A 26,283-nucleotide genomic window follows, 5' to 3' on the forward strand; every position below is an offset into this window, starting at 1 on the left:
TTTTAGAATAGATGAAAAATCTGATAAAAGATATGTTTATATCACAGCTTTTGATAATGGTGATGCAAGGGGTATAGAGCAACCTGCTTTTGCTTCGATGAAATATTCAAGAGCGGTTGTGTATAAAATAGATCAAAAAAATAAAACCGTAGAACAGGTATGGGAATACGGAAAACAAAGAGGTAATGAATGGTTTTCACCTGTTACTTCTTTAACTGAGTATCATAAAGATAAAAATTCTATAGTGGTTTATAGTGCTACTGCTGGAATGGCTTTTGATTTAAATAAAGGTGTTGCATTGGGTGAGCCAAGACCTGAAATAGATGAATTTAAATGGGGAGCTAAAGAACCTTCGGTACAAATTCGCTTTAGTGGAGCAAGTACTGGTTATCAAGCTATGCCTATTGATTTAGAAAAAGCATTTAAATAAGAAAAAAGGGCTTTTTAAAGCCCTTTAAATTTTATAAATATCCTGCACCTAAAGCTAAGAAATAACCTACTATACAAGAAACAATCACACCAATTAAACCCGGCAAGATAAAACTGTGGTTGATAACAAATTTACCTATTTTTGTAGTACCTGATCTATCAAATTGTATGGTTGCAAGATCACTTGGGTATGTTGGTAAAATATAATATCCATAGCAAGCTGCTGCAAAAGCAATGATAATGCCTGGTTCAACACCAATGCCTAGTGCAAGTGGCACAAAAGCTGCGATTGCTGCCGCTTGGGAATTAACAAATTTAGAAATTAATAAAAGCATAACTGCGTAAGTCCAAGGGTATTCTATAACGATATTTCCTAAAGATTCTTTCATCATAGGAGTATGTACTGCAAACATAGTGTCTGCCATCCAAGAAATCCCAAAAACAGCCACTAAAGCTATCATACCTGATTTGAAAATTTCATTTTTTGCAATTTTACTTGCATCAAGTTTAGTAAAGATGATTAGCGCTGCACCTGCTAAAAGCATAAACATTTGAATTACAGCAACCATATTCATAGGTTTAGTAACACCTTTTGAGGTAAATTGTGGTCTAAGTTCTGGAAAAGCTCCAAGTATGGCTACTATCGCAATGGCTCCCAAGAAAATCCACATAGCTACCCATTGAATAGTTGGAAGTTTTTGTCCAAGAAGAGTTTTGCTATCACCGTAGATGTATTCTCTTTGTTCTGGATCTTTGATTCTTGCTTGAAAATCTGCATCTTTATCAAGATCTTTCCCTCTAAACCAAGAAAAAATTCCTATAGCCAAAACACCTACCAAGGTAGAAGGTATAGTAATGGCAAGTAAATCTACATAACCATCAAATCCTACTAAAGGATGTTTGTTAATTTCTGGATTTAAAAGTAGTGCTGTTAAACTTACAACAGCAACTGAAACAGGGCTTGCAATAATACCAAGCTGAGAAGAAATACTAGAAGCAGCCATTGGTCTTTCTGGGCGAATACCATTTTTAATAGCAATATCATAAATAATAGGCATCATGGTATAAACAACATGTCCTGTTCCGCAAAGCATGGTAAGAATGCAAGTTACAAATGGAGCTAAAATAGTTAAGAATTTAGGATTTTTTCTTAAAACTCTTTCTGCAACTTGTAACATTACATCTAAACCACCGCTAGCTTGCAGGGTTGCACTAGCAACAACAACAGCTAGGATAGTAAGCATAACATCAATTGAAGGTTTTCCAGGTGCTACGGCAAAACCAAAACTTAAAACTAATAAACCTATACCGCCTAATAAACCAAGAGCGATACCGCCTTTTTTTGCCCCATAAAAAAGACAAATAAGAACTACAGCTAGTTGGATACTAAATTGAGTGCCTTCGCTAAGGCTAGTTAGTATTTCCATACTCTCTCCTTGTTTGTAAAATATGCGAGAGTATAATGCAAATTTTATTAATAGTAAATAAAACTTTTTATTATTTAAATAAATATTTACCAATATTTTGAATTTATTTGTCAAAATATTGGTTTTTTTATCTATATATTATTGGTGATTTTTTAAAATTGTAAAAAGAATTTTACTGATTTTTTCGATAGAAGCTATTTCGCATTTTTCATCTGTTGAATGTGGACTATATATATTTGGCCCTATAGAACAACATTCTAGAGGTTGTTTTTCACTTATAATACCACATTCTAAACCAGCATGTATAGTGTAAAGCTTGGCGTTTGGATTTTCTTTTTTAAAATAACTTAGAATTTCTTCTCCAAATTTAGTATCTTTATTAGCCCAAGGTGGATAAAAATTTGCACTTGAAACATTACAATTTTGCATTTTAAAATAAGTTAAGGTTTCAAATTCTATATTTTTAAGCTCTTGTAAATCATTTGATCTTGCAAAAAGTTCAAAATGAAATTTACCTTCTTTTTCATAAGCTAATGAAAGATTAATACTTGTTTGGACTAAATTTAGATGATGATTAAAAGTTCTAACACCTTGTGCAAAAGCATTAATGAGATTTAAAATGATTTGAGAGTTTTTATAATATGTTCTTTTGATTTTACCTATATAATTTACTTTAAAATGATTATTTTCTTTTGGAGGATTTTTAAAAAATGCTATAATTTTAGCATGTTTTGGTATCGAATTTATTCTCTCGCCTGCTTTAAACTCGCAAAGTTCGCCTTGATTTTGAGTGATAAAGTAACTTGCTTCTTTGATAGAAGATTTGATGTTTTTAACAATATCAATCCCTGAATGTCCACCTTTAAAATCTATTGCCTCTATTTCATAGCATTCATCTTCTTTTTCATCTATTTCTAATTTCAAATTAGCAAAAATATCTACTCCGCCAGCACAACCTATAACAACTTCATCATCGCTTTCATGGTCTAAATTTAACAGCTTGTTTGAAATCAAAGTATGTGTAAGATTATTTGCTCCACAAAGGCCAACTTCCTCATCATTAGTAAAAAGACATTCGATATTTTCAAAGTCTTTTAAAGCTTGCATCATTAATGATACTCCTATGCCATTATCTGCACCTAAACTTGAGTTTTTAGCTTTTAAATATCCATTTTCTTCATACATTTGTATATTTGGAGCCTCCCCCATGCAAACCATATCATAATGGCTTTGTAAACAAATTTTTGGATTTCCTTTGTATGCGTGGATATTACCTGCATTATCAACGCTTACTTGGCAGTTTTGACTTTTGGCAAAATCAATGAGAAAATTTTTTAATTCTTCGGTTTTAAAACTACAATGAGGTATTTGAGTAATTTGTTTAAAATTTTGTATAATTTCTTGCATAAAATCTCCTTTTTTACTGTAATTATGGCATATTTTTATATAGATGAGGTTTAAATGAAAATTTCTAAAAAGCAAATTAAATTATTAATAACCTTATTAAAAGAGCCAAAGAAATTTTTAATTGTGCTTTTTTTAGTCGCTTTTGCTTATATTTTAAATTATGATAACGGCTCATATATCAATGCTAAAGTAAGTCGTGTGGTAGATGGAGATACTATTGAAGCTAGATTTGAAGATGAAAAACTTAAAATAAGACTTTTTGGTATAGACGCACCTGAGAGTGATCAAGCCTATGGAAAAATGGCTATGCAATTTTTAAAAGCTATTGTATTAAATAAAGAAGTTGTTTTAAATGTAAAAGATGAGGATAAATATGGTAGAATTTTGGCCATTGTGTACTTAAATGATAAAGATATCAATCAAGTTATGGTTAAAAATGGTTTTGCTTGGGCTTATGAATATTATAGTGATTTATATGTAAATGAGCAAAACTATGCTAAAGAAAATAAAAAAGGTTTATGGGTAGATGAAAATCCTATAGAGCCTTATAAATGGCGTAAACAAATAAGATTAAAATAGGAAAAGAGATGTTTAAAAAAATATTTTTCATTGGGTTTGTAGTATTGTTTTTTGGTGGCTGTTTTGTAAATGAAAGAGGAATTTCAAACCGCTTTTATGATGATTGTAAAGAATATTATGATGCAAGTGGGACTTACCATAAAGAATGCCCAAAGAACTGGGTAGATTTACCTTTAACCCCCGATTCCTTTTAAGGCTGCATTGAGTTCTTCTTGTGTAGTTTCTTGTTTAGCTGGTTCTTGCTGATTTTGATTGTTATTTGTTGTTTGTGTTTGTTTGAGCTTGAATATATGCTCTTCTGTTGTAACAACTTGAAAAGAAGCATCAAAAATTTTAATCTCATTTACAAAGCCAACCACTTTAACTTCTCTTTTTCTTGAGTCGTCACTAAACAAAGCGCTTGCTTCAAGATTTAGGATATCTCCAACTTTTAAAGGAGCATAGAAAAAGCTTCTTGAACCTATTAATACGCTAAACTCTTTATTGATTGCAGCTTGAGCTATATAATTTGCCGCGTTAAATACAAATCCACTATGTACTAGCCCTAATTCATCTACTGCCATATCATGAGTTGTGATTAAAATACCTTTGGCGAAATTTTTTTCTATATGAGAAATACTTCCTGCTAAAGTATTATTTATCCCAGGACAAGTGATAAGTTCTGATTTAATGCGATTTAATTCTTCAGGATCTATTAATTCTTCTATACTAACAGCACTTGCTACTCTTGCCATTTTTACACCTTTAATTTAACATAAACTCTTTTTGGTGCCTCATAGCCTTCACAAGTTAAATTTGAATCTTGCTTATCTAAAAATTGATCTAAAGAATAAGAATCAATCCATTGTGTTTTTCTTTGTTCTAAAAGATCGGTTTGCTTAGTTGTTATGACTTCAAATTCACTAAATCCAGCTCTATGGCACCAATTTCTTAAACCCAATATCGACGGAATGAAAAAAATATTTGGTATTTTTGAATAAGTTTTTTGAGGAATAAGTGCTATTTCTCTTTCATCTTCTATATACATAGTATCTAAAAAGACTATGCCATTTTTATTTAAAGATTGCTTGAGTTGTTTTAGCATGGCTATAGGATCACTACGATGATAAATTACTCCAAGGCAAAAAATCACATCAAATTTTATGCCATAATTTGGCACATCAGCTACACCTAAAAGCTCATATTGTATAGGAGTTTTTGCAATAGAGTTTAAAAGTAAAAATTGTAAATAATACTTAATAGAAGGATCAAAACCTATGAGTTTTGAAGGACTAAATTCAAGCATTTTAAACATATAATAACCATTATTACAGCCAATATCTGCAACTATTTTACCTTTGATTTCTTGCATATATGGCTTTAATATATTAAATTTTATAAAACTTTGCCATTCTGTGTCTATAAATAAATCATTAATTTTAAAAGGCCCTTTACGCCAAGGTTTTAATTCTAAAGCGATATCTTTAATCTCACTATCTAAGCTTTTATCACAAAAAATATCAAAACTTTCATTTATAAGATAATTTGAGTTTTGAACTTTTGTGCTAAGTTTTTGAATTTTTTCATATAAAGGATGTTTTAAAACTTGCTTTAACAAAGCATTATCTTGCATATTTTTCCTTGAAAAACTCCCTTATTTGGGAGTTTTATTATTGAAGTAGGCTTGCTAGTTTAGTTTGTAACATTACATTTGAATGAGCATTTGCAAATAAAAACGCATTTTCTTTTAGATAATTTGCATTAAAATCATTGATATTTTGTGCTAAGTCGTTATTTTGCAATTTGCTTTCAGCTTCTTTGGTATTTATGCTAGTTTGCAAAGATGAGTTGATATTAGAATAAATAGCGTTAATCCCAGCACCAATATCTGCGCGTAAAGAACCTACTTGATCTTGAAAATCGCGAATTCCATCTTGGTTTTCAAGGCTTAAATTTGCTGTACTTGGTTGATTTAAATTAATACTTTCAACCCCAGCTCCAACAACAAAATCCATACTTTGGAAAACATTTTTTCCGTTAAAAGTTGCATTTGAAAATGCATCATTGATTGAACTTATAAGCTTATTTGCTTCAGCGTTTAGCATACTTTTTTGTCTGTCATTTAATGCAGCGCTATTTGAGCGTACAGAAAGTTCATTAAGTCTATCTGCAGTAGCTGATATATTGCTTAGTGTTGAATCGGCAATTTGTAAAACACCCACTGAATCATAAGCGTTTAAAATACCTTGATCTATAGTGCTATACTGACTTCTTAAAGAATCAGCTATAGCTAAATTTGCCCCATCGCTTCCGTCTATAGCACGCATTGCGGCTATATTTTCTAAAGCTTTTTCTTGGCTTTTTTGAGCTTGATTTAAGTAATGGTTTTGTTGAGTTGTTCCTATATCGCCTATTTTCATCTTTGACTCCTTTTAAAGACTTGTTTTATTATATCACTTTTTTGTTTTAAAATTTAAAAAAAACAAAATTACCTGTGATAACATGATAATTTTCATCACAACTTCACTTGCACCATGAATTTTTATAAATTCTTGAGTCTTAGTTGCTTCTTCTCCTAAGCTTTGCGCTTCTAAAACATAAGCAGTGAAGTAAAATACAAAAAGCAAACTTAGTGCCAAAATGATTAAAGAAAGCATAAATTTTGAAAAATTTATTTTAAAAGTTAAATTTTTGTCTTTGAATGAAAAAATTTCCATTAAAATAGATAAAACACTCACACCTAATAAAACATAACCAAATTGCACAAAAATGTGTGTCATTAAAAGCCCACTTTGAAAATGAGTTAAAACCCCTTCGCCTATGAATTTAGCAGGATAAAATATAGTCGGAGCTAAAAATACACCTATGCTAATTTCAATCCCAATTAAACTTGCTAATAAAAATAAATATATTGATTTCATATTTTCTCCTATAAAAAGATAATTATAGTCTAATTTTTTAAATTCCACGCAACAAAGGCTCTATCAAATCCATTATAATCTTGATAAAAGGTAGCCTTGAAATCATTTTCTTTTAAAATTTTATTTAAAATTACTTTTTGATCATAACCAAACTCGCATGCTAAAACTTTTGTGTTATTATTTTTAGCAAAAAGGATAATTTCATGCAAAATTTCCCAGCCTTTATCCCCACCAAATAAAGCATTGTGCGGTTCATTTTGCACCCATTTATCCAAAGGATAGTCATTTTTTATGTAAGGTGGATTAGAAAAAATAAAGTCAAAATTTCCACGCATATTTTTAAAATCGCAAAGTTGAAAATTAATTAAATTTGAAACATTATGAAAATCTGCATTTTTTTTAGCAAGCTCTAGTGCTTTTGGATTAATATCACAAGCTTGTATAAAAATTTGTTTTAACTTTGCTAGAGAGATGCTTAAAATTCCACTTCCAAAACCGATCTCAAGTATATTTTTAAAAGAGTTATGATCTAAAATTTCTAAGCATTTTTCAAGTAATATTTCACTATCAAAGCGTGGTATCAAAACTCCTTTTTCTACGAAAAAATCTAAACCATAAAATTGTGTTTTTTTAAACAAATACTCAAAAGGCTCGCCGTTTAAAAATCTATCTACATATTCTAAAAAAACTTTTTCATTAATTTGAAATTCAGGATTTAAAAAAATCCAAGCCTTATCTTTTTGCAAAAGCTCACAAAGAATAAAAAGTATATATTCTTTGTGAGCAGGATCTTTTGCATAAGCTTGCTTTAAAGCTTGTTTGATTGAAATCATTGCAAAGCTTTGATTCTATCATAAATACAAGGATGACTTAGATGAAAGAAAGTATAAATTTTACTTGTTTTAACAAAGGCTTTGTTTTCTTTTGCTAAAGCTATGAGGGCATTTTTCATATCTTCTTTAGAACTTAGTTTTGCTCCATGTAAGTCAGCATTAAATTCATTTTTTTGACTCATTTTATTAAATAGTGGAGAGATAATAAAAGTAAAAATATTTCCAAAAATCAATAAAAGTGCAAAAACTCCAGCATTTACTCCATCTAAGTGACTTTCAATATAAAAAAAGCTTGGTAAATGAGCAAAGATAAAAAATAAAGCAAAAAGCATCAAAGCACTAGAAAATAACATTTTTAATAAATCTTTATGTACAAAATGTCCTAGCTCATGACCCAAAACAGCAATGAGTTCTTTTTCTTTTAAAGCATTTAAAAGCGTGTCAAAAAGTACTACTCTTTTGCTTTTAAATAAACCACCAAAATAAGCATTTAATCTTTTATCTCTTTTGCTTGCATCGATAACATAAACACCATTTGCACTAAAACCACATTTTTGCATCAAATTAGTGATTTTTTCTAATAAATTTTCATCTTCAAGTTTTTTCATTTTATTAAACATCGGCACAATGAGTGTAGGATAGATAAGATTTATAATAAGTATGATTATAAAACTTAGGGCAAAAGCAACAATCCACCAGTATGTGTTAAAAAATTCAAAGCAAAATACTAAGGCATAGATGATTAAAAAGCCAAAAACGAGCATTAGAGCTAAAGATTTAATACTATCTTTAACAAAAAGTGCTAAAGTCATATTTGAAAAGCCGTGTTTTTTATCTTTTACAAAGCTTTCATAATAACTAAGTGGTAAATTTAAAATACTAATAATCAATAAAAATGCAAGTAAAAATAAAGTATTTTCTAAAGTAGAATTTTCTTTTATAAAAAATTCTTTTAAATACAAAAAGCCAAAGCTAATCCAAGAAATGTTAATTATCAGATTATAAAGATTAGAAAATATTTTGTATTTTTCATTTTCTATGGCGATATTTGCAGCGTTTTTATAATCATGCTCACTTAAAATAATTGCTTGTTTTTCTTTTTCTTTTTTTAAAAAAGAAATTTGCATATAAGATATAAAAACTAAAAAAGTTGTGTAAATACATAAAATAGTTATCAAAGTCATTTTTTATCCATATAGTTTATTTGTGAAAGTATTTGGTATATAAAAAAATAAACAAGACTAGGTAAATTTTACCTAGTCTTTTAAGAAGGCTTTCTTTAACTATTAAATTTACTTAAAGAAAATTAGAATGAATATTTAACTCCAATATTACCAGTTACATAAGTTTCATCGGTATTATCATCTTTATTGCCTAAGATTTGTTTAGCACCTATGCTTAGATCAACAGAGAATCTATCTGTTACACTAATGTTACTTCCGATAAGGATTTTACCAAAAGTTTTATCTTTTTCAGCGCCAGCTACATTATAACTAAAATCGCTTCCTGTAAAACGACCTCTGAAATCATCTCCGCTCATAGCAAAGAACTGTTCAATTTTTGGAGTAACATAGAAATAACTACCGCCGCTGAAGAATTTTCTAAATTCCGCTCCAATTTCAGCACTTGCAGCAAAACTATCCATTGAATAAACTTTTTGAGCCCAAATACCACTTTCTGTATAGTCTGGAGTATGGCTGTAGTAAAGATTTAATCCAATTAATGGCTTAATTGAGAAATTATCACTAAAGTCAAACACGTAACCATAGCTACCATTTGCACCTAAGTAAGTTTGTGTGAAGTCAGATTTTTGTACTGAACCATTAACAAATCTTTCTTGGTCTGCAAAGCTAAATTGTGCATAAGATTTGATATCAAATTCATGTTGACCATTTGTAATTCTTGAGTAAAGACCTAATTGTAAATTGTTAGAATCTTGATTTAATGAATTATGATTTAATTGTGAATCAGCATAAGTTAAATACGCACCAAAGAATATAGCATCATTAAATTGTCTGTCGATACCTATAGTAGTTCCGTATACACCTTCGCTATCACTACCAATTATATTAGCACCACCAAAAGCGTTAGCCCATACGCTATTTTCACCAGTACCTCTTGATTGAGCCATTCTTGTTGCGATAGCCATTTCGTTAGCTAGGTTGATAACTTGGATAGCACCCTGACGGTTAGAGTTGTTTGCACTTTCTCTAGCTGAATCAACTATAGCCTGAGCTTGTCTTACATCACCTTTAATAGCATTAACTAAAGCAGAGTTAGCTGCAAGATGTCTATCAGAATTTTTCAATGAAGCTAAAACCGAATCAATTTGATGTCCATAAGTAATAACTTTTTCGTTATTAGTTATATTATTCATTTCTTTTTTAATATCTGCTAGAATTTTACTATAATCAACTTTAGGATCAATGCCATCTAAGCTATTTTCTTGCTCATAAGCTTTTTGAGCATAGTAATCATGTAATTGAGTTAAAACCTCAATTCTCATTTCTTTCAAGAAATCACTTATATTGATATTTTTAATACCACTTGTTAAGCCACCTTGAACATAAGCATCATTTCCAATTACATTAAGTTTGTAGTTGAAGTATTTTTTATCTTGATCTATGATTACTTTTACTACTTCACCTTCGTATTCTGCTAGTGCATGACCTTTAAGGCCTAGAATTTTTCCTTCTGGGATTAGTAATACATTTCTAACTGTATTTACTTCTGCAAATTCTTTATTGAAGTTTGTCGCGCTTAGTAGATAAACACCTTTTTCTGTTACAGGATTGCTAAAGTTAGCAAGTTCAAATACAGAATTTCTAATTACTGCATTACCATTTACAGTAAATTGGTGTGGTCCATGTAGAGTAAATAGTGAATCATGTGCAAAAAGGTTTCCGTTAATAGTTAAAGCACCATTATAGTTAATACCATTAAAATCGCCTGCAATGATTTTAAAGTTTGCATGATCCATATTAACATTGCCATCAATTAAGCCATTGTGGAAAACATTTAGAGAAACATTTTCTCTTGAGTCTTGAATCCAAGTTGGTCCCCATGGTTTCCAACCTATTAATGCGCCATTATTTATACCAGTTTCTGGATCAAAATCTGCACCAAAACCACTATCAACATTACCAGGATTGCTCATATCAGCTCCAGTATTAGGGCCTACAGGATAAGGTTTGAAACCAATAATATTATCTGGATTTTTTTTGCCTATGAAATTAACTTCTTTAGCTTTGATAGCAAAAGAATAATGAGGTTTTATACCACCGATAGATCCATAATGAGAACCTCTTTCTCCACCTACTTCGATGATTGAATCAGGAGTATTGATTGTTAAGTGTTTGATAGGTGTTTCTAATACAGCACCTTGACCATAATCAGCATCTCCTAAATCTGTTGTTATGTGAAAGATGTTGCCTTGTGGATTTTTAGATGAGATAAATTGGTATTCACCGTCTCCTAAATGAGTTAATTGGTAATCATCAATAACCCCTGGTCTAGGGTTAGATGGCTCTATAGCCATAGCCGAACTAGCTACAAAAGTAGCAACACAAGCGGAAAGAAAAATTTTTCTGTTCAACTTTTTCATTGTTCTAGAACTCCTTAATAAAATTATAATTTTATTGAAAGACGATTATATCAATAATAATAAAAAAAGTCAATTAAATATAAATAAAGTTTATAACTTATTTAGATATTCAAAGATTATTGTTACACAATATGTTTGCAAAAAAGTAAAAAATTAATTATTTTCACTTTTTCCCAAAACCTCAAAATAAGCTTCTTCTAAAATACTAAGTTCACTTTCTAAAGAGTTTAGCTTTTCATAAAGGGTATTTATACCTAGTTCTTGATAGATTGTGGGATTACTTAGAGCATTTTTGATTTCTTTGATTTCTTCTTCTAATTTATGAATTTTATCAGGATATGAGTTTAAAATTTCATTTTCTTTATAGCTTAGTTTTTTACTTGATTTTTCTTTTGTTTTTACACTTGTTGTAGTGTTTGTTTCTAAATTTTTAGAAAATTCTTCAAAGTCTTTATATTCTTTTTCATTTTCTAAATATTCACTATAAGAAAGAACTTCTATATTGATATTTGCATTATCTTCAAAAGCATAAAGTTTAGTTGCTATTTTATCAACAAAATATCTATCATGTGATACAAGTAAAATCGCACCTTCAAAAGAAAGTAAATATTCTTCTAAGATATTAATTGTAGCTATGTCTAAATCATTTGTTGGTTCATCTAAGATTAATACATCATATTCTTTAGTAAAAAGCAAGGCTAGGGCAACTCTGTTTTTCTCACCTCCACTTAATACACTCACACTTTGTTCTAAAAATTCTTTTGGAAATAAAAATTGTTTTAAATACCCATAAACATGCATATTTTTACCACGCACTTGAATGTGATCACCGCCATTTGGGCAAAAAATTTCTAAAAGTTTTTTATCAGTATTTAATAAGCTCCTGTTTTGATCAAAATAGCCTATTTTAACTTCACCTCTTTTAATTTCCCCACTATCAAGTGGAATTTGATCAAGTAAAATTTTTAAGAAAGTAGATTTGCCACAGCCATTTTTACCTACTATGGCTATGCGTTCACCTTGTAAAATTCGTGTATTAAAGTCTTTAAAAAGTGTCTTGTTGGCAATAGATTTTGAGATATTTTTAAGTTCAAAAAGCATTTTTTTGCGGTTTTGACTTTGAGTTTGGTTAAAATTTTTGCTTGCTCTTTTGATTTCAAGTTGTAGGCGTTTGATAGCTCCTGGGTTTTTTTTAGCCTCTTCGCGCATTTTAAAAATGCGTTCTTTGCGTCCTTCGTTGCGTTTAAGCCTAGCTTTGACTCCTCTTCTTAGCCATTCTTCCTCACTTTTGAGCTGTTTAAGTAGGGTTTCATGGCTTTTAGCTAAGGAAGTTAAAATAGCTGCTTTTTTTTCTAGATATTGCGTATATCCACCCTCAAAAATACTTAATTTTCCCGCTTCTATTTCTATACATTTTTGTGCTATTGCGTCGATAAAATATCTATCGTGAGAGATGAAAATAACACACATTTTAGAGGCTTTTAATCTTTCTTCTAAAAAGCTACTCATATATACATCTAGATGGTTGGTTGGCTCATCAAGCAATAATATATCAGGATTTTTCAGCAAAAGTGTGCAAAGTCCTACACGTCTTATCTCGCCCCCACTTAAAGAGCAAAGTGTTCTGTCTTTATACTCTAATAGTTTAAACTCTTCTAGTATTCTTTGTATTTTTTGGTCTAAATTCCATGCATCTTTTGAATCTATAAATAAACTTAATTCATCTACTTTTTTTAAATATTCTTTATTTTCTGGATCAAGAGCTAGTTTTTCGTTATAGTTTTCAAATTCTTTTAAGGCTTGGTAAATTTCTTCAAGTTCTTTTTTGATGGCTTCGCTCACGCTTAAGGTGCTTTCAAAACTTACTTGTTGGCTTAGCATACCTATACTAGCGTTATTTTGCTTAATCACTCTACCGCTATCTAGTTTTAAAGTCCCCATAAGGGCTTTTAAAAAGCTTGATTTTCCTTCACCATTTTTGCCTATAATGGCGATTTTTTCTCCTAAATTTGCACTAAAATTTGCATTTTCTAAAACTATTTTTGTATTAAATTTCTTATTTGCGTCGATTAAATCTATTAAAGCCAAATTTCTTTCCCAAATGTTTTTTTGCGATTTTACTTTAAAAAGTATTAATTTTGCTTAAATAAAATTACACTATGAGAGTGTTTGTTTTTTTTACTTTACTAGTTTTATTTTTTGCTTTGGCAAATTGGTATATTTGTAAAAGATTTTTAAGTAGGGTTGATTTTTTAAAACCTTATAAGAAGTTTGTAATAGCTTTTGTTTTAATAGTTTTTGCATGTGAATTAATCTTTTTTGTAAATATGCGCGGGGATTTTTTGCATGAAAAGCTTTATTATATTTTGGCTATTTTTCCTACCATTACTTGCTTTTTTTTACTTTTTGGAGTGGTTTTTGAAATTGGTTCTTGGATTTTTTTTAATGAAAATAAAAAAGAGCAAATTTTCAGTGTCCAAAGAAGAAAGTTTTTAAAATTAATTTTTGATTCTTGGCTTATTATACTTAGTGTTAGTATGGTATTTAAAGGTTTTGTAAATGCTATCAGTACACCTAAGGTTAATGAGGTAGATATTAAAATTAAAAATTTAAAAGAAGATTTAAATATAGCTTTGCTTTCTGATGTGCATTTGGGAAAAAATTTAGGAGAAGATTTTTTAAAAACCTTAATCGATGAGGTTAATGCTTTAAATGCTGATATAATCATCATAGCTGGGGATTTAATCGATGCAGATATTGCTAGCATGCCTTATATTAATTTATTAGAAAATTTTAAATCAAAATATGGCACTTATTATGTTTATGGAAATCATGAGTATTATAATGATATAAATGCAATAAGTAAAAGGCTTAAAACACTTAAGAATTTCAAAGTTTTAGAAGATGAAAGCGTTGATTTTGGGGATTTTACTTTAAGTGGGACTTTGGATTTGGCTGCTAAACGTTTGGGTTTTAAAGAAAGCAATATAGAAAAAATCAAAACTCAAATCAATCAAGAAAAAGTTAATATTTTAATCACGCATCAGCCAAAATATGTAAAAACTTATGATATAAGTGGGTTTGATTTGATTTTATCAGGACATACTCATGCAGGACAAATTTTCCCTTTTTCTTTGCTGGTATATTTAGAACAAGGTTTTGTGTATGGGCTTTATAAATTAAGCAAGGATAGTTTGCTTTATGTAAGCAGTGGAGCTGGATTTTGGGGACCTGCTGTGAGATTTTTAGCTCCTAGTGAGATAGCTTTGATTAGATTAAAAGGAGAATGAGTGGGATTTAGTAATAGTGCTTCAAAAATATTTGGAATCATAGCAAAATATAAATTTCCAAAAATCATACAAAAAAACATTAATAAAGCTTATGTAAATGCTTTTAATATCAATATGAGCGAATTTAAACCTTTAGAAGAATACGAGAGTTTAAATGCTTTATTTACAAGAACTTTGTTAAATGAGCGAGAATTAGAAGATGGCTTTATAAGTCCAAGTGATGGTAAAATTTTAGAACTTGGAAGTAGTTTTCAAAATGACTTCAAAGAAAATTTAGCCTTTAGCATTAAAGGTTCAAGTTATAGCATAGAAGAGCTTTTAAAAAACTCAGCTAGTAAAGAAGAATTAGAAAATGGCATAGATTATGCAAATATTTATTTGTCTCCAAAAGATTATCATCATTATCACGCACCTTGTAATATGCAAATTTTAAGTGCTACATATATGAGTGGGGCTTTATTTAGTGTGAGTGAGGCAAAGTTAGCTAAGATTATAAATCTTTATACTAAAAATGAAAGAGTAGTTTTAAAGTGCTTAGTGGAAGGAAAATTTATACTTTGGATGGTATTTGTCGGTGCGCTAAATGTCGGTAAAATGCATTTTAGTTTTGATACTAGTATACAAACTAATGCTGCAAATTTTGATTTTACTCATACTTATGAAGATCTTTTTATAAAAAAAGGTCAAAGGCTTGGAAATTTTGAACTAGGTTCGACTATAGTTTTAATTGTCCAAAAAGGATTTTTAAAATTTAGTAAAAATGCTTATGAGCAAGTTGAATTTTCTAAGAAGATTGCGGACTTTGCTTAGTCTCATCTTCATTAGCAACTTTATATAAAAAGGCAAAAATTTCAGCCACTGCTTTATACATATTAGGTGGGATTTCATCGCCTAGATCAAGCTTACTAAGCACCTCTACTAAATCTTTGTCTTCTTTTATGGGTATGCCATTTTCTTTAGCTAAAGAGATGATTTTAGCAGCGTTTTCACCTTTGGCATTAGCTAGAATTTTTGGTGCATTTTGATCTTCTTTGTTATAGCCTAGCGCAACGGCTTTTTTTGTTTTTTTAGCCATTTTTAAGCCCTTGTATCAAAACCCATATTAAAGTCATTATATTCTTCTTGATTGTGAAATTTACTTTTAACTATATCGCTGATGAAAAAATTAGAGCTTAGAAGTCCTACTTTAACTAAGGCTTTTTTTAACTCATGTGCTCTTTCATAAAGTTTTTTTCTAAAATTAGCATTTTCTATCATCATATTTATATCAATGTATTTATCATTGCTTAGTGATAAAAATACATTGATTTTTCCTAGTTTTTCAAATTCAAGATTAATTTGTGCATAAAATTTATCTTTTTTACCGCGTTTAAAAACTACATTAGACTTTTCTAAATTATCCCAAAAGAAAGGTAAAAAAGTATGAATGCTATTATTAGCTAAAGATAAAAGCTGATTAAACTCAAGCTGAGCTATAAGACGATTTGCTTGATTTAGTATGTTTTCGTTGTCTAAATTTTTAGCTAGATTAGAAACTTGCAAAAGAGTGGATTTAATATCTTTTTGTAATTCTGAAGAAATTTCTGTAGTATCTTTTGGGGTGATTTTTCCAATATCTTTTATAGAAAGTTCTAATTTTTTTTCTATATTTTTTATATCATCTAAAGAATTTTTTGCTTCATAATTTTTAGGATCTAAAGCTTTTAAAACCTCGTTGAGTTTTCTTCCTATTAGGCCTAGTTCTTTGTTTAGATTGTTTAAAAGTTCTTCTTGCAAATTTTGGCTAAAATTAAGATTTTTACTTACATTTTGTTTGAAAATATCTTCTAGTAAAATTTTACCCGAAGTGCTTTTAAATATATCTTCTAATTTGGTATTATTTGCTTGTAAATTTTGACTTTTGTTATCATTTTTGCTTGGTTCTTCAGTATTTTTTTGTGGTGTTTTTGGCTCTTCTTTGGGATTTTCTTTGATATCTTTACTTTGTGGTGTTTTTATTTCTTTGTTTTTAAATGAGTTTTCTTCTTTATTTTTAGTTTCTTTATGCTCTTCGGTATTTTTTTGTAGTACTTTTGATTCTTCTTTGATATCTTTACTTTGTGGTGTTTTTTCTTCTTTTGTGTTTTGAATTTCTTTATCTTTTGCTATGTTTTCTTGTTTTTGTTGAGTTTCTTTTTTATCTTCTGTGTTTTTTTGTGGAGTTTTTATTCCCTCTTTTAACACTTCTTTGATGTCTTTAGTATGTGGAGCTTTATTTAAATTTTCTTGTGTTGTTTCAGTTTTGTTTTTGTGATTTTTTATGTCTTTTAAAAGTGTTATAAGATCTTTAATGTTTTGACTAAGTTCTTTTAGTATATGCGTATTTTGAATTTTTATATTTTCAGGTTTGGCTAGTTCTTTATTGATAAGTGCTAAATTTTTATTAAGATTTTTAATGAAATTATTAGCAATATTTTGTAACTTTTCTTGACTAATAGAACTTGGGTTTTTATTGATATAGCTTTTGAAATTTTCTATTTTATCAAATAGTTTAAAAAGTGTCTTGTAGTTTGTATTTTCTAAAGAAATTTTGTTATCTTTTTTGTGATTTTGTAAGATATGAATAAGTTCTTTTAAGGTGCTTGTGGTATCAAGATTTTTAAGATCTAAATTACTTATATCGCGTTTTAGATTTTCACTAGTAGCCCCTTTTATAGTATTTAAAAGATTAAAAAAGCTTTGTGGTAGGTTTTGCTCTTTTAGAGAATGATTGAGTTTTGCTTCTAAAAATACACCTGAATTTTTTACCAAAGATGAAAGATTTTTATTGTTGATATCTTTAGCAGGTTTAACTAGATCTTCTAAAATTTTAAGCAGTTTTTCAAATTCAGGATTTTTAGAAAGCTCTGCTTGAAGTTTTTTAACTTCATTAGCAAAATTAGGTGCAAAATTTAAATCTTTGTGATTTTTTAATACTGCTAAATCAGGATCTTTGCTGGTTTTGATTTGATCTAAAAGTTTACTTAATAATTCTTGTAGTTTTTGATCGATTTTGCTTACATAATCTTTAGGTAGTTTGACTTCAGGATTATTTTTAGAAAATAAAGGATTTTTTAAAGCATCATTGAGTGAGGTTTTTTTGTCTGATTTCTCACTTTTGTTGTCTTTGCTTGTTTCGTTTTTTGCAAATTGATTTTGATTGTTAGAAATATTAGTTATCATCTAGCATTACCATATTACCTGGTTTTCTTTTAAATTTGGTTAGATTTTTAAATTTTGGTTTATCTATAGCAAAGGCAATTAAAACAGTTAATAAAACGATGTAAAAATACATAAAACCATTACCTTCAAAATAATACATCAAAGTTCCAAGCACAGCAGGCGCAAATAAAGCACCAAAAGAATAAGTAAAAAGAACCGCTCTACCTAACTCAACTCTTTTGCTAGAATCATCAAGCATATCATTTGCTCTAGCTAAAGAAAGAGCATATAAACAACACATTCCCATACCTAGCAAAAAGCCAAAAAAGTATTTTAAATAAATATTATAACTTAATAACAAAATACAAAGCATAGCACTTAAAGCGGTAAAAGCACATAAAATAATAGCAAATTTACGACTAATTTTATCAGAAAGGGTTCCGATGAAAAGTTGAGATATAAACCCTCCTAACATGGTACAAAATATAAAAATCGAAGCTTCTTTTGCGCCAAATCCTTGTATGAGTATAAATAAAGAAGCCATGGAGAAAAATCCATTTAAAAGCATACCTGCTATAAAGCTTGTCACTAAAGCTAAAGGTACTATATCAAAAACTTTAGGAATGGAAATTTTGGTTTTTTGTGGTAAAACTGGCTCTTTAATACGGATTAAAAATAAAGGAATAGAAGCAAACATAATAAAACTAGCACTTAAAATAAATACTGTATTGCTTGGGAAGTCAAATGACATAAGTAAAATTCCAAAGCCTGATGATGAGTAAAATACTACTTCATAAAAGGCTATTACTCTTGAGCGAATAGCATTTTTTGCTTTTTCATTAAGCCATGATTCTATGACCATTAAAAGTGCATAGTAACAAAAACCTAGCAAAAATCTCAAAACCATCCAAAAATATAGATTAGAACTTAAACTATGAAGCATAGTGGCTATACCAAAAATGATAGCAAAAATTCCAAAAGATCTTATATGTCCTACTTTAGAGACTATTCTATGAGCACTAATAGTGCTTACCATAGCACCAAGAAAATAACAACTTCCTATTATCCCTATATAAAAATTACTAACACCGTTATGTTTTAAAATAATTGCTATAGAATTTACCGTTAAAGCACTTCCTATAAAAACAAAAATCATACCAAAAAACAATGCAGTTAATGATCTAATCGTTCTTTTTGAGCTCAACATTTTCTTATTAAAAAATTATATATTAATACCGCTATGGGTGTGACAAACATTGCACAAAACAAGGCAAAAATACTCATTAAGCCTTGAAACTCTAAAAATAAAAATCCTGCTATTAAAAACACATAAGCAAAAATTTTAAACAAAGAAAAAAAAGCTAATGCGTTTTTAAAAATACTTTTAAATTTTGGTTTTAAATCGTCATCTATATGGATAAATTTTATAATTTTTGGTAAAGAATATTGTTTTTTAGCAAAAATTTGCAAAGGTCTTTGCGTAAAATCGTAATTTTTAGCCGCTTTAAAAATAAAATTTTTATAATTTAAAAAAGAGATTAGAATGATTAAATTTTGAGCTAAAAAGCCAAATTCAAAGCTTATAAAGATTTTAAAACTTAATTCTTTGTAGAAAAAAACTCCTGCTAAGAAAAGTAAATTTAATCCTAGCAAGAGTTTTAATAAAATTTTAGGCTTTAGGATCATTTTTTAAATCTTTATAGCGATTTTCTTCTTTAAATTCTTCATAGCTTTTTACTTGTGCTTTGTAAGCTTTATAAACATTTAAAATCGCTGCAGCTACTCCTATGAATACTCCTACCCAAAAAAGCCAAGCTATACCGGTTAAATTTTTTAAAAAATAGCCTATGCCAATCCCGATTAAAACAGCCACAACCATAGATATACCAAGGCTTAATCCATCTGCAGCTTCTATGCCTTTGCGAATGATTTTTTGTCTTTTGTTCATAGGGCTTTAAAACTTTCTTGTGCTGCTTGTATAGTTTTATCAATGATTTTTTTATCCATACATTCGCATATAAAACCTGTTTCAAATTGAGATGGTGCCAAATACACACCTTTGCTTAACATTTGTGCATGAAATTTAGCAAATAATTTAGTATCTGATTTTAAAGCATCTTGATAATTATTAACAGGGTTTTCACAAAAGAAAAATCCAAACATAGAACCAACGCAATTAACTTGCAAAGGAATTTTGCAATCATTTGCAGCTTCTTTAAAGCCTTGAGTAAGTCTTTTACCTAGTTTTTCTAATTTTTCATATAAACCTTCATAATTTCTTGCTTTTTTTAAGCTCGCATAACCTGCAGCCATAGCAAGAGGATTGCCACTTAGTGTTCCTGCTTGATAGACCCCACCCAAAGGACTTAATAAATCCATAATCTCAGCTCTTGCAGCAAAAGCAGCCGCAGGCATACCTCCGCCTATAACCTTACCAAAAGTTACTATGTCAGCTTTTATATTATTAATTCCAAAAGAGCCTAAATACGAAGCTCTAAAGCCACTCATTACTTCATCAAAAATTAAAAGAATTTGATGTTCATCACATAGTTTTCTTAATTCTTGTAAAAATTTTATTTTAGCAGGTACTAAGCCCATATTTCCTGCAATTGGCTCTATAATGATACAAGCTATATTATCATCACTGTTGATTAAGTTTTTAACACTATCGATGTCATTATAAATAGCCACTAGAGTATTTTTAGCTACATCGGTCAAAACTCCTAGTGAGCTTGGGGTATTAAAAGTAGCTGCACCGCTTCCAGCACTTACTAATAAAGAATCAGAATGCCCATGATAACATCCTTCAAATTTGATGATTTTATCTTTTTTGCTAAATCCTCTTGCAAGACGAATAGCACTCATAGTAGCTTCTGTGCCACTGCTTACAAAGCGTATTTTGTCTAAATGTGGCCAATCTTTTAAGATAAATTTAGCTAACTTAGTTTCAGCTAGGGTTGGTGCACCAAAGCTTGAACCATGTTCTAATGCTTTTTTGCAAGCTTTTTCAATATCCTCATCACAATGCCCAAAAAGTAAAGGCCCCCAACTTTGTACATAATCTATATAAGTATTATCTTCTATATCGCTAATATAAGCACCTTTTCCTTGCTTGATAAATAAAGGATTGCTACCCACGCTGGCAAAGGCACGCACAGGTGAATCAACACCACCTGCTATATATTCACAAGCTTCTTCAAAGGCTTTTTTATTATTTTTCATTTTTTACTCCTTTTGTTATTAGTAATATAATCATAAAGCGATTTCATCTCATCTTCTGTTAATGAGTAAGTTGGCATAATGCTTTTTGCTTCTTGAGGTTGGCTTAGAATTTCTCTAAAACGTGCATAAGGAGTGTTTTTAATACTTGGCACAATAAAAGGAATTTTTTCTCCATTTTTAGTGTAATAACCTAGTATTTGTTGCCCTCCATCGCCATGACATTTAGCACAACTTATGCCTCTTGGATTTTTGTAAAGGGACTCTTGGTATTCTTTAGGTGAGATGAAATCTTCAGCCCAAGCACCATAAACTATAAAAAACAAAAATAAAATAATTTTCATTTATCACCTTTAACAAAAAAAGAAGTTTTATTATGATACAATTTTTTAAGTTAAAGAAAGCTATAAATTTAAGGAAAGAAATGACACTTTTAGATGGTAAAAAGCTAAGTGATGAGATAAAAAATAATCTAAAACAAGAAGTATTAGAACTCAAAACCCAAAGTATAGAGCCTTGTTTGGCTGTGATTTTAGTAGGTGAAGATCCTGCTAGCGCTACTTATGTGGGTTCTAAAGCAAAGGCTTGCGAACAATGTGGGATTAAGTCTTTGGTTTATAGACTTGATGTAAATACAACCCAAAATGAGCTGCTAGCTTTGATTAATACCTTAAATCATGATGATAGTGTTGATGGAATTTTGGTTCAGCTTCCATTGCCAGCGCATATTAATAAAGATATAATCTTAGAAAGTATTAATTTTAATAAAGATGTAGATGGTTTCCATCCTTTTAATGTTGGGAATTTAAATTTAAATTTAAAAGGCGGTTTTTTGCCATGTACACCTTTGGGTGTTATGAAAATTTTAGAGCGTTATGATATAAAATTAGAAGGTGCTGATGTAGTTGTAATAGGAGCTTCTAATATAGTAGGTCGTCCTATGGCGACGCTTTTATTAAACGCTAATGCTAGTGTGAGTATTTGTCATATTTATACAAAAGATTTAAAAGCTTATACAAAAAATGCTGATATTATCATCGTAGCAGCGGGTTGTCCAAATCTTTTAAAAGAAGATATGGTTAAAGAGGGTGCGATAGTAGTTGATGTAGGGATTAATAGAGTTAATGGAAAAATAGTAGGTGATGTTGATTTTGAAAATGTAAGTAAAAAAGCTAGTTATATTACCCCTGTGCCAGGTGGGGTAGGGCCTATGACTATAGCAATGCTTTTAGAAAATACTATAAAATCAGCTAAAAATAGGATTAAAAAATGAATTTTTTGAAAAAAATTTATAAATTCACGCAATCTTGGACAGGAACTTTAATAGTTGTTTTATTGATTATATTTTTCTTTATACAAGCTTTTACCATACCAAGCGGTTCTATGAAAAATACTTTATTAGTAGGGGATTTTTTATTTGTAAAAAAATTCTCTTATGGTATTCCAACTCCGCATATTCCTTGGATAGAAGTGCCTGTTTTGCCTGATTTTAATAAAAATGGACATTTAGTAAGCGCTGAAGGTCCTAAAAGAGGGGATATTGTAGTATTTAGATATCCACATGAGCCAAAAATTCATTATGTAAAAAGATGCGTGGCTAAGGGCGGAGATGAGGTTGTTTTTGCAAATAAAACCTTATATGTGCGTATGGTTGAGGGTGATGAATATATGAAAGATTATTATCCTAATAAAACAAAAATTATAGGTGGAAGACTTTTTGTAAAAGAACCTTTTGTGGAAAAAGGAATACATTATGACTCTAGAGTGGATATAGAAAGTGTGTTTTTTCGCTATTTAAATTTGGGTCAATTTGCTATGAAGCCCGCTTCTTTTGATGAATTAGGTACTAATAATATTTATGGTTTTAATGCTTATTATTATAAAGTACCTGAAAATGAGTATTTTATGATGGGTGATAACCGTGATCATTCTAGTGATAGTAGATTTTGGGGAAGTGTAGATTATAAATATATAGTTGGTCAACCTTGGTTTATTTATTTTTCATGGGATGAAAATAAAAAAGTTAGATGGGAAAGAGTAGGGCGTTTGGTTGAAACTATAGAAAAAGATGAACGTTTTATTCATCATAATGAAAGCGACATAGAAGCTTTAGAATAATTACTCAAAGAAACAATATAAAATTCTTATGTGTAGAAAATGTATAGTTTCTACACAAATTTATAAAAATATACGCTCTTAATTTTATTCGTAGATTTTTTTAAGCTCCAAGTTGTAACAATTAACACAAATAAAAATCAAAGCAAAATAAAGGATAAAAAATGCTAAGTCAAAGATCTCAAAATTTAGGAGAATCCTTAACTTTAGTAATGACTGATATAGCCAAAACTTTAAAAGCAAATGGTGAAAAAGTTATTAGTTTTTCAGCAGGTGAGCCTGATTTTGATACTCCAGAAATCATCAAAAAAGCAGCAATTGAAGCTATTGAAAAAGGTTGCGGGGCTTATACGCCAGTTGTGGGTATAAAAGAAGTTATAGAAGCTATACAATATAAATTTAAAAATGATAATAATTTAGAATATAAAGCAAGTGAAATCATTACCAATGTTGGTGCTAAGCATTCTTTATTTATGGCGATTGAGTGTTTGGTTGAAGAAGGTGATGAGGTTATCATACCAAGTCCTTATTGGGTGAGTTATCCTGAAATGGTGAAATTTGCAGGTGGAACTCCTGTATTTATAGAAGGTGAAGCAAAAAATGGCTTTAAAATTACTCCTGAGCAATTAAAACAAGCTATTACTTCAAAAACAAAGGTTTTGATGTTTAATTCCCCATCAAATCCTACGGGTGCTATATATTCTAAAGAAGAAATTACTGCTTTAGCTAAGGTTTTAGAAGGAACTAAAATCGTAGTTTTAAGTGATGAGATTTATGAAAAATTAGTTTATGATGGAGAATTTTGTGCTTTTGCGCAAGTGAGCGAAGATGCTTTAAATAGAACTGTAAGTATTAATGGTCTTAGTAAATGCGGTGCTATGCCAGGATGGCGTTTTGGTTATATGGCAAGCAAAATGAGTGAGTTTAACAATGCTGTTAAAAAATTACAAGGACAAAGCACTTCAAATATCTGCTCAATCATTCAACACGCAGCTTTACCAGCCTTACTTGGAAAAGCAGATAGTGATATTGAAATGATGAGACAAGCTTTTTTAAAGCGTAGAGAATTAGCGTGTGAAATTTTAGCTAAAAGCGATAAGTTAAAATTAGAACAAATTCCACAAGGAGCTTTTTATTTATTTATCTCTTGTAAAGAAGTTGATAGTGATTCTATGAGATTTTGTAAAAGATTATTAGAAGAGCAAAAAGTAGCTTTAGTGCCAGGCATAGGTTTTGGTATGGAAGGGTATTTTAGACTTTCTTATGCAACTAATGAAAAAGATATCATTGAAGGTTGTGAAAAGATCGTTGAATTTGTAAAAAACTACTAATTTCTTAAGCCTGTTAAAAACAGGCTTTCTTTCAAAAAAACTTATAAGCAAGTCTTTGGTATGATTATGCAAAAAATATAGGAAAATCAATGGAATTTGAAGTTCAATATAAAAGTGCAAATGCTAGAGCTTGTCGCATAAAAACTACACATAGTGAAATTTTAACTCCTATTTTTATGCCCGTTGGAACTTTGGCTGCGATTAAAAGCTTAGATGCTGTTGATATGAGCGAAATTTTAAATGCAAAAATTATTTTAGCAAATACTTATCATTTGTATTTAAGACCAGGATCTAAGGTGATTAAACAAATGGGTGGCTTGCATGGTTTTAGTAAATTTAATGGTTCTTTTTTAACAGATAGTGGGGGTTTTCAAGCTTTTTCTTTAAGTAAAAATTCAAAACCTGATGAAAAAGGAATTCAGTTTAAAAGTCATATTGATGGAAGTTTGCATTATTTTACTCCACAAAGTGTTTTAGATGCACAGTATGATTTTAATTCAGACATTATGATGATTTTAGATGATTTAGTGGCTTTACCTGCAAGCAAAGAAAGGATAGAGCTTTCTTTAAAACGCACTATAAAATGGGCAAAAGAGGCTATTGATTATCATAAATTAAAGCAAAGTCAAGGTATAGGAATAGGGCAAAATATCTTTGGTATTATCCAAGGTGGAACGGATTTTGAAGCTAGAAGAATTTGTTCTCAAGCACTTTGTGAGATGGATTTTGATGGTTTGGCTATAGGTGGATTAAGTGTAGGAGAGGAAAATGAGGCTATGTATGATACGGTTGAAGCTATGATGCCTTATGTAGATAATAATCGTCCTAGATATTTAATGGGAGTTGGCACACCTGAAGATTTAGTAGAAAATGTAGCAAGGGGTGTGGATATGTTTGATTGTGTGATGCCAACAAGAAATGCAAGAAATGGAACTTTGTTTACTAGCTTTGGAAAATTTAATATCAAAAAGGCAGAATTTATCACTGATCATGCCCCTATAGATAATAAATGTTCTTGTTATACATGTAAAAACTTTTCAAGAGCTTATTTGAATCATTTATTTAAAGCTAAAGAATTAACCTTTTTTAGACTTGCAAGTATTCATAATTTGCATTACTATCTAAATTTGGTAAAGCAAATGCGTGAAGCTATTATCAAAGATGAATTTGAAAATTTTAGAAAAGAATTTTATAGGCAAAGAATATGTTAAATGATACTTTAAAGCAAATTATTAATAATATTAATATATCAAATGCTTATTATGAGTTTGATGAATTTGATGTTTTTATGTTAGATATTGCTAAAAATTCTAGAAATATTTTTATTTTTAAAGATAATCAAATTTTTGAATACAAAGATGAAAATTTGATTTTATTTTCTAATGCAGAATTTATAGCCATATTAAAAGAAATTTTGCAAAATGAAAAAGAAAAAAACAATACTATTAATCTCTCTATAGAAAAAAGAGAAGAGTTGATTTTGGAAAATAAAAAAGTCAAGAATTTTTTAACCAAATATTTTATATTAAAAGTTAAGCTTGGTAAAAGTTCTAAGATTGTTTCATCTGTACTTGAAGCTTGTAAAATATGTCACAGTAAACAACACTTTATAAAGAAAAATTTAAAAACAATTATTTTAAATTTAGCAATTTTAGAAAGAAGCATAAAAGACAACATTGCAAGATTAGAAGGAATATATACTTATATTAATACTGCAAGAAGTGAAAAAATCAATAAAAACATTTATTTTTTGAGTATTATTTCTGCGATTTTTTTACCTTTAAATTTAATTGTTGGTTTTTTTGGTATGAATACTAAAAATTTATTTTTATCTGAGAATGAATATGGAACTTATTATATTTTGACCACAATTTTAGTTATATTTTTTATTTTATTTTTATGGTATCAATTTAAAGATAAAAAAGAGTTGGATTTAGATGAATTTTCTGTAAAAAAGAAAAAGAAATGA

General features: G+C 29.4%; 27 protein-coding genes. 10 read left to right on the forward strand and 17 right to left on the reverse strand.

Annotation, left to right across the window (positions count from 1 at the left end; genetic code table 11):
* Positions 1-430: aryl-sulfate sulfotransferase (locus CAMP5060_RS00980; protein WP_337217736.1), on the forward strand; the 430-nt coding region annotated here is incomplete at its 5' end.
* 31 nt (positions 431-461) lie between these two features.
* Here the strand turns inward: CAMP5060_RS00980 and CAMP5060_RS00985 are convergent.
* Entirely contained in the window at positions 462-1,856 is a 1,395-nt protein-coding gene (locus tag CAMP5060_RS00985; RefSeq protein ID WP_337217737.1) for an anaerobic C4-dicarboxylate transporter, read from the reverse strand.
* A gap of 138 nt (positions 1,857-1,994) precedes the next feature.
* Positions 1,995-3,263: a M20/M25/M40 family metallo-hydrolase gene (locus CAMP5060_RS00990; RefSeq protein ID WP_337217738.1), complete on the reverse strand. Its 1,269-nt coding sequence runs from the start codon at positions 3,261-3,263 to the stop codon at positions 1,995-1,997.
* Between the two features lie 54 nt (positions 3,264-3,317).
* Between CAMP5060_RS00990 and CAMP5060_RS00995 the strand changes: the two genes are divergently transcribed.
* Both CAMP5060_RS00995 and CAMP5060_RS01000 read left to right on the forward strand, forming a co-directional pair.
* Positions 3,318-3,842 (forward strand): thermonuclease family protein, encoded by a 525-nt coding sequence (locus CAMP5060_RS00995; RefSeq protein ID WP_337217739.1) that lies wholly within the window; start codon positions 3,318-3,320, stop codon positions 3,840-3,842.
* Positions 3,843-3,850: 8 nt separating this feature from the next.
* Entirely contained in the window at positions 3,851-4,036 is a 186-nt protein-coding gene (locus CAMP5060_RS01000) for a hypothetical protein (RefSeq protein WP_039617919.1), read from the forward strand.
* Here the strand turns inward: CAMP5060_RS01000 and CAMP5060_RS01005 are convergent.
* From CAMP5060_RS01005 to abc-f, 8 genes are all read right to left on the reverse strand, one after another.
* On the reverse strand, positions 4,016-4,576 hold the full coding sequence (locus tag CAMP5060_RS01005) for a hypothetical protein (protein WP_087700505.1): 561 nt from the start codon (positions 4,574-4,576) through the stop codon (positions 4,016-4,018). The genes CAMP5060_RS01000 and CAMP5060_RS01005 overlap by 21 nt on opposite strands.
* A gap of 2 nt (positions 4,577-4,578) precedes the next feature.
* The gene (cmoB, locus tag CAMP5060_RS01010) at positions 4,579-5,454 is read right to left on the reverse strand and encodes a tRNA 5-methoxyuridine(34)/uridine 5-oxyacetic acid(34) synthase CmoB (RefSeq protein WP_214126140.1); all 876 of its coding nucleotides are present in this window, start codon (positions 5,452-5,454) and stop codon (positions 4,579-4,581) included.
* Positions 5,455-5,491: 37 nt separating this feature from the next.
* Positions 5,492-6,241: a flagellin gene (locus CAMP5060_RS01015; protein ID WP_214126142.1), complete on the reverse strand. Its 750-nt coding sequence runs from the start codon at positions 6,239-6,241 to the stop codon at positions 5,492-5,494.
* 33 nt (positions 6,242-6,274) lie between these two features.
* Positions 6,275-6,742, reverse strand: a complete 468-nt coding sequence (locus CAMP5060_RS01020; RefSeq protein ID WP_039628182.1) for a DUF4149 domain-containing protein — start codon at positions 6,740-6,742, stop codon at positions 6,275-6,277.
* Between the two features lie 29 nt (positions 6,743-6,771).
* Positions 6,772-7,572 (reverse strand): peptide chain release factor N(5)-glutamine methyltransferase, encoded by an 801-nt coding sequence (gene prmC / locus CAMP5060_RS01025; RefSeq protein WP_337217808.1) that lies wholly within the window; start codon positions 7,570-7,572, stop codon positions 6,772-6,774.
* Positions 7,572-8,759: a M48 family metallopeptidase gene (locus tag CAMP5060_RS01030; protein WP_337217740.1), complete on the reverse strand. Its 1,188-nt coding sequence runs from the start codon at positions 8,757-8,759 to the stop codon at positions 7,572-7,574. Before CAMP5060_RS01030 ends, prmC begins: the two co-directional genes overlap by 1 nt.
* Before the next feature lie 122 nt (positions 8,760-8,881).
* Positions 8,882-11,179, reverse strand: a complete 2,298-nt coding sequence (locus CAMP5060_RS01035; RefSeq protein WP_337217741.1) for an autotransporter outer membrane beta-barrel domain-containing protein — start codon at positions 11,177-11,179, stop codon at positions 8,882-8,884.
* Between the two features lie 153 nt (positions 11,180-11,332).
* Positions 11,333-13,267 (reverse strand): ribosomal protection-like ABC-F family protein, encoded by a 1,935-nt coding sequence (gene abc-f, locus CAMP5060_RS01040; RefSeq protein ID WP_337217742.1) that lies wholly within the window; start codon positions 13,265-13,267, stop codon positions 11,333-11,335.
* A 71-nt stretch (positions 13,268-13,338) separates the two neighbouring features.
* Here abc-f and CAMP5060_RS01045 point away from each other — a divergent pair, with 71 nt between their 5' ends.
* Both CAMP5060_RS01045 and CAMP5060_RS01050 read left to right on the forward strand, forming a co-directional pair.
* Positions 13,339-14,469 carry a metallophosphoesterase gene (locus CAMP5060_RS01045; protein ID WP_337217743.1) on the forward strand — a complete coding sequence of 377 codons (1,131 nt, stop codon included), beginning with the start codon at positions 13,339-13,341 and terminating at the stop codon, positions 14,467-14,469.
* Complete coding sequence (locus CAMP5060_RS01050) at positions 14,470-15,279, forward strand: phosphatidylserine decarboxylase (protein ID WP_337217744.1); 810 nt, start codon at positions 14,470-14,472, stop codon at positions 15,277-15,279.
* On the opposite strand, the gene CAMP5060_RS01055 is transcribed toward CAMP5060_RS01050, so the two are convergent.
* The 7 genes from CAMP5060_RS01055 to CAMP5060_RS01085 are packed head-to-tail and all read right to left on the reverse strand — an operon-like array spanning position 15,254 to position 21,212.
* Positions 15,254-15,544 (reverse strand): FlhB-like flagellar biosynthesis protein, encoded by a 291-nt coding sequence (locus CAMP5060_RS01055; RefSeq protein ID WP_012661291.1) that lies wholly within the window; start codon positions 15,542-15,544, stop codon positions 15,254-15,256. The two genes, CAMP5060_RS01050 and CAMP5060_RS01055, sit on opposite strands and share 26 nt — an antisense overlap.
* Positions 15,545-15,546: 2 nt before the next feature.
* Positions 15,547-17,670 (reverse strand): flagellar hook-length control protein FliK, encoded by a 2,124-nt coding sequence (locus CAMP5060_RS01060; protein ID WP_337217745.1) that lies wholly within the window; start codon positions 17,668-17,670, stop codon positions 15,547-15,549.
* Positions 17,660-18,853, reverse strand: a complete 1,194-nt coding sequence (locus tag CAMP5060_RS01065) for an MFS transporter (RefSeq protein WP_250324992.1) — start codon at positions 18,851-18,853, stop codon at positions 17,660-17,662. Before CAMP5060_RS01065 ends, CAMP5060_RS01060 begins: the two co-directional genes overlap by 11 nt.
* Complete coding sequence (locus CAMP5060_RS01070) at positions 18,850-19,302, reverse strand: hypothetical protein (RefSeq protein ID WP_337217746.1); 453 nt, start codon at positions 19,300-19,302, stop codon at positions 18,850-18,852. The genes CAMP5060_RS01065 and CAMP5060_RS01070 overlap by 4 nt, the downstream gene beginning before the upstream one ends.
* Before the next feature lie 16 nt (positions 19,303-19,318).
* Positions 19,319-19,597 carry an AtpZ/AtpI family protein gene (locus CAMP5060_RS01075; RefSeq protein WP_220555304.1) on the reverse strand — a complete coding sequence of 93 codons (279 nt, stop codon included), beginning with the start codon at positions 19,595-19,597 and terminating at the stop codon, positions 19,319-19,321.
* Positions 19,594-20,871 carry a glutamate-1-semialdehyde 2,1-aminomutase gene (gene hemL, locus CAMP5060_RS01080; RefSeq protein WP_214126159.1) on the reverse strand — a complete coding sequence of 426 codons (1,278 nt, stop codon included), beginning with the start codon at positions 20,869-20,871 and terminating at the stop codon, positions 19,594-19,596. Before hemL ends, CAMP5060_RS01075 begins: the two co-directional genes overlap by 4 nt.
* Positions 20,868-21,212 (reverse strand): c-type cytochrome, encoded by a 345-nt coding sequence (locus tag CAMP5060_RS01085; protein WP_337212469.1) that lies wholly within the window; start codon positions 21,210-21,212, stop codon positions 20,868-20,870. Before CAMP5060_RS01085 ends, hemL begins: the two co-directional genes overlap by 4 nt.
* A gap of 80 nt (positions 21,213-21,292) precedes the next feature.
* Here CAMP5060_RS01085 and folD point away from each other — a divergent pair, with 80 nt between their 5' ends.
* The 5 genes from folD (at position 21,293) to CAMP5060_RS01110 (ending at position 26,283) form a co-directional block, all read left to right on the forward strand.
* Entirely contained in the window at positions 21,293-22,141 is an 849-nt protein-coding gene (gene folD / locus CAMP5060_RS01090) for a bifunctional methylenetetrahydrofolate dehydrogenase/methenyltetrahydrofolate cyclohydrolase FolD (RefSeq protein ID WP_337217747.1), read from the forward strand.
* Complete coding sequence (gene lepB / locus CAMP5060_RS01095) at positions 22,138-22,986, forward strand: signal peptidase I (protein WP_087700520.1); 849 nt, start codon at positions 22,138-22,140, stop codon at positions 22,984-22,986. Before folD ends, lepB begins: the two co-directional genes overlap by 4 nt.
* Positions 22,987-23,147: 161 nt before the next feature.
* Positions 23,148-24,314, forward strand: coding sequence for a pyridoxal phosphate-dependent aminotransferase (locus tag CAMP5060_RS01100; protein ID WP_214126163.1), 1,167 nt, complete (start codon positions 23,148-23,150; stop codon positions 24,312-24,314).
* An 89-nt stretch (positions 24,315-24,403) separates the two neighbouring features.
* On the forward strand, positions 24,404-25,525 hold the full coding sequence (gene tgt, locus CAMP5060_RS01105) for a tRNA guanosine(34) transglycosylase Tgt (protein WP_087700522.1): 1,122 nt from the start codon (positions 24,404-24,406) through the stop codon (positions 25,523-25,525).
* Positions 25,519-26,283 (forward strand): CorA family divalent cation transporter, encoded by a 765-nt coding sequence (locus CAMP5060_RS01110; protein ID WP_087700523.1) that lies wholly within the window; start codon positions 25,519-25,521, stop codon positions 26,281-26,283. The genes tgt and CAMP5060_RS01110 overlap by 7 nt, the downstream gene beginning before the upstream one ends.

Origin of the sequence: Campylobacter sp. 1569, assembly GCF_024723675.1 — a bacterium.
GTDB classification, from domain to species: Bacteria; Campylobacterota; Campylobacteria; order Campylobacterales; family Campylobacteraceae; genus Campylobacter_D; species Campylobacter_D jejuni_C.

What these genes read in the sequence shown, in the direction of transcription:
- CAMP5060_RS01075 (WP_220555304.1), bottom strand. Translation starts at nt 19,597, where the DNA reads ATGAACAAAAGACAAAAAATCATTCGCAAAGGCATAGAAGCTGCAGAT.
- CAMP5060_RS01030 (WP_337217740.1), bottom strand. Translation starts at nt 8,759, where the DNA reads ATGACTTTGATAACTATTTTATGTATTTACACAACTTTTTTAGTTTTT.
- CAMP5060_RS00985 (WP_337217737.1), bottom strand. Translation starts at nt 1,856, where the DNA reads ATGGAAATACTAACTAGCCTTAGCGAAGGCACTCAATTTAGTATCCAA.
- CAMP5060_RS01110 (WP_087700523.1), top strand. Translation starts at nt 25,519, where the DNA reads ATGTTAAATGATACTTTAAAGCAAATTATTAATAATATTAATATATCA.
- CAMP5060_RS01015 (WP_214126142.1), bottom strand. Translation starts at nt 6,241, where the DNA reads ATGAAAATAGGCGATATAGGAACAACTCAACAAAACCATTACTTAAAT.
- CAMP5060_RS01005 (WP_087700505.1), bottom strand. Translation starts at nt 4,576, where the DNA reads ATGGCAAGAGTAGCAAGTGCTGTTAGTATAGAAGAATTAATAGATCCT.
- CAMP5060_RS01060 (WP_337217745.1), bottom strand. Translation starts at nt 17,670, where the DNA reads ATGATAACTAATATTTCTAACAATCAAAATCAATTTGCAAAAAACGAA.
- CAMP5060_RS01100 (WP_214126163.1), top strand. Translation starts at nt 23,148, where the DNA reads ATGCTAAGTCAAAGATCTCAAAATTTAGGAGAATCCTTAACTTTAGTA.
- CAMP5060_RS01020 (WP_039628182.1), bottom strand. Translation starts at nt 6,742, where the DNA reads ATGAAATCAATATATTTATTTTTATTAGCAAGTTTAATTGGGATTGAA.
- lepB (WP_087700520.1), top strand. Translation starts at nt 22,138, where the DNA reads ATGAATTTTTTGAAAAAAATTTATAAATTCACGCAATCTTGGACAGGA.
- CAMP5060_RS01045 (WP_337217743.1), top strand. Translation starts at nt 13,339, where the DNA reads ATGAGAGTGTTTGTTTTTTTTACTTTACTAGTTTTATTTTTTGCTTTG.
- CAMP5060_RS00990 (WP_337217738.1), bottom strand. Translation starts at nt 3,263, where the DNA reads ATGCAAGAAATTATACAAAATTTTAAACAAATTACTCAAATACCTCAT.
- CAMP5060_RS01000 (WP_039617919.1), top strand. Translation starts at nt 3,851, where the DNA reads ATGTTTAAAAAAATATTTTTCATTGGGTTTGTAGTATTGTTTTTTGGT.
- CAMP5060_RS01055 (WP_012661291.1), bottom strand. Translation starts at nt 15,544, where the DNA reads ATGGCTAAAAAAACAAAAAAAGCCGTTGCGCTAGGCTATAACAAAGAA.
- CAMP5060_RS01085 (WP_337212469.1), bottom strand. Translation starts at nt 21,212, where the DNA reads ATGAAAATTATTTTATTTTTGTTTTTTATAGTTTATGGTGCTTGGGCT.
- CAMP5060_RS01035 (WP_337217741.1), bottom strand. Translation starts at nt 11,179, where the DNA reads ATGAAAAAGTTGAACAGAAAAATTTTTCTTTCCGCTTGTGTTGCTACT.
- folD (WP_337217747.1), top strand. Translation starts at nt 21,293, where the DNA reads ATGACACTTTTAGATGGTAAAAAGCTAAGTGATGAGATAAAAAATAAT.
- tgt (WP_087700522.1), top strand. Translation starts at nt 24,404, where the DNA reads ATGGAATTTGAAGTTCAATATAAAAGTGCAAATGCTAGAGCTTGTCGC.
- hemL (WP_214126159.1), bottom strand. Translation starts at nt 20,871, where the DNA reads ATGAAAAATAATAAAAAAGCCTTTGAAGAAGCTTGTGAATATATAGCA.
- cmoB (WP_214126140.1), bottom strand. Translation starts at nt 5,454, where the DNA reads ATGCAAGATAATGCTTTGTTAAAGCAAGTTTTAAAACATCCTTTATAT.
- CAMP5060_RS00995 (WP_337217739.1), top strand. Translation starts at nt 3,318, where the DNA reads ATGAAAATTTCTAAAAAGCAAATTAAATTATTAATAACCTTATTAAAA.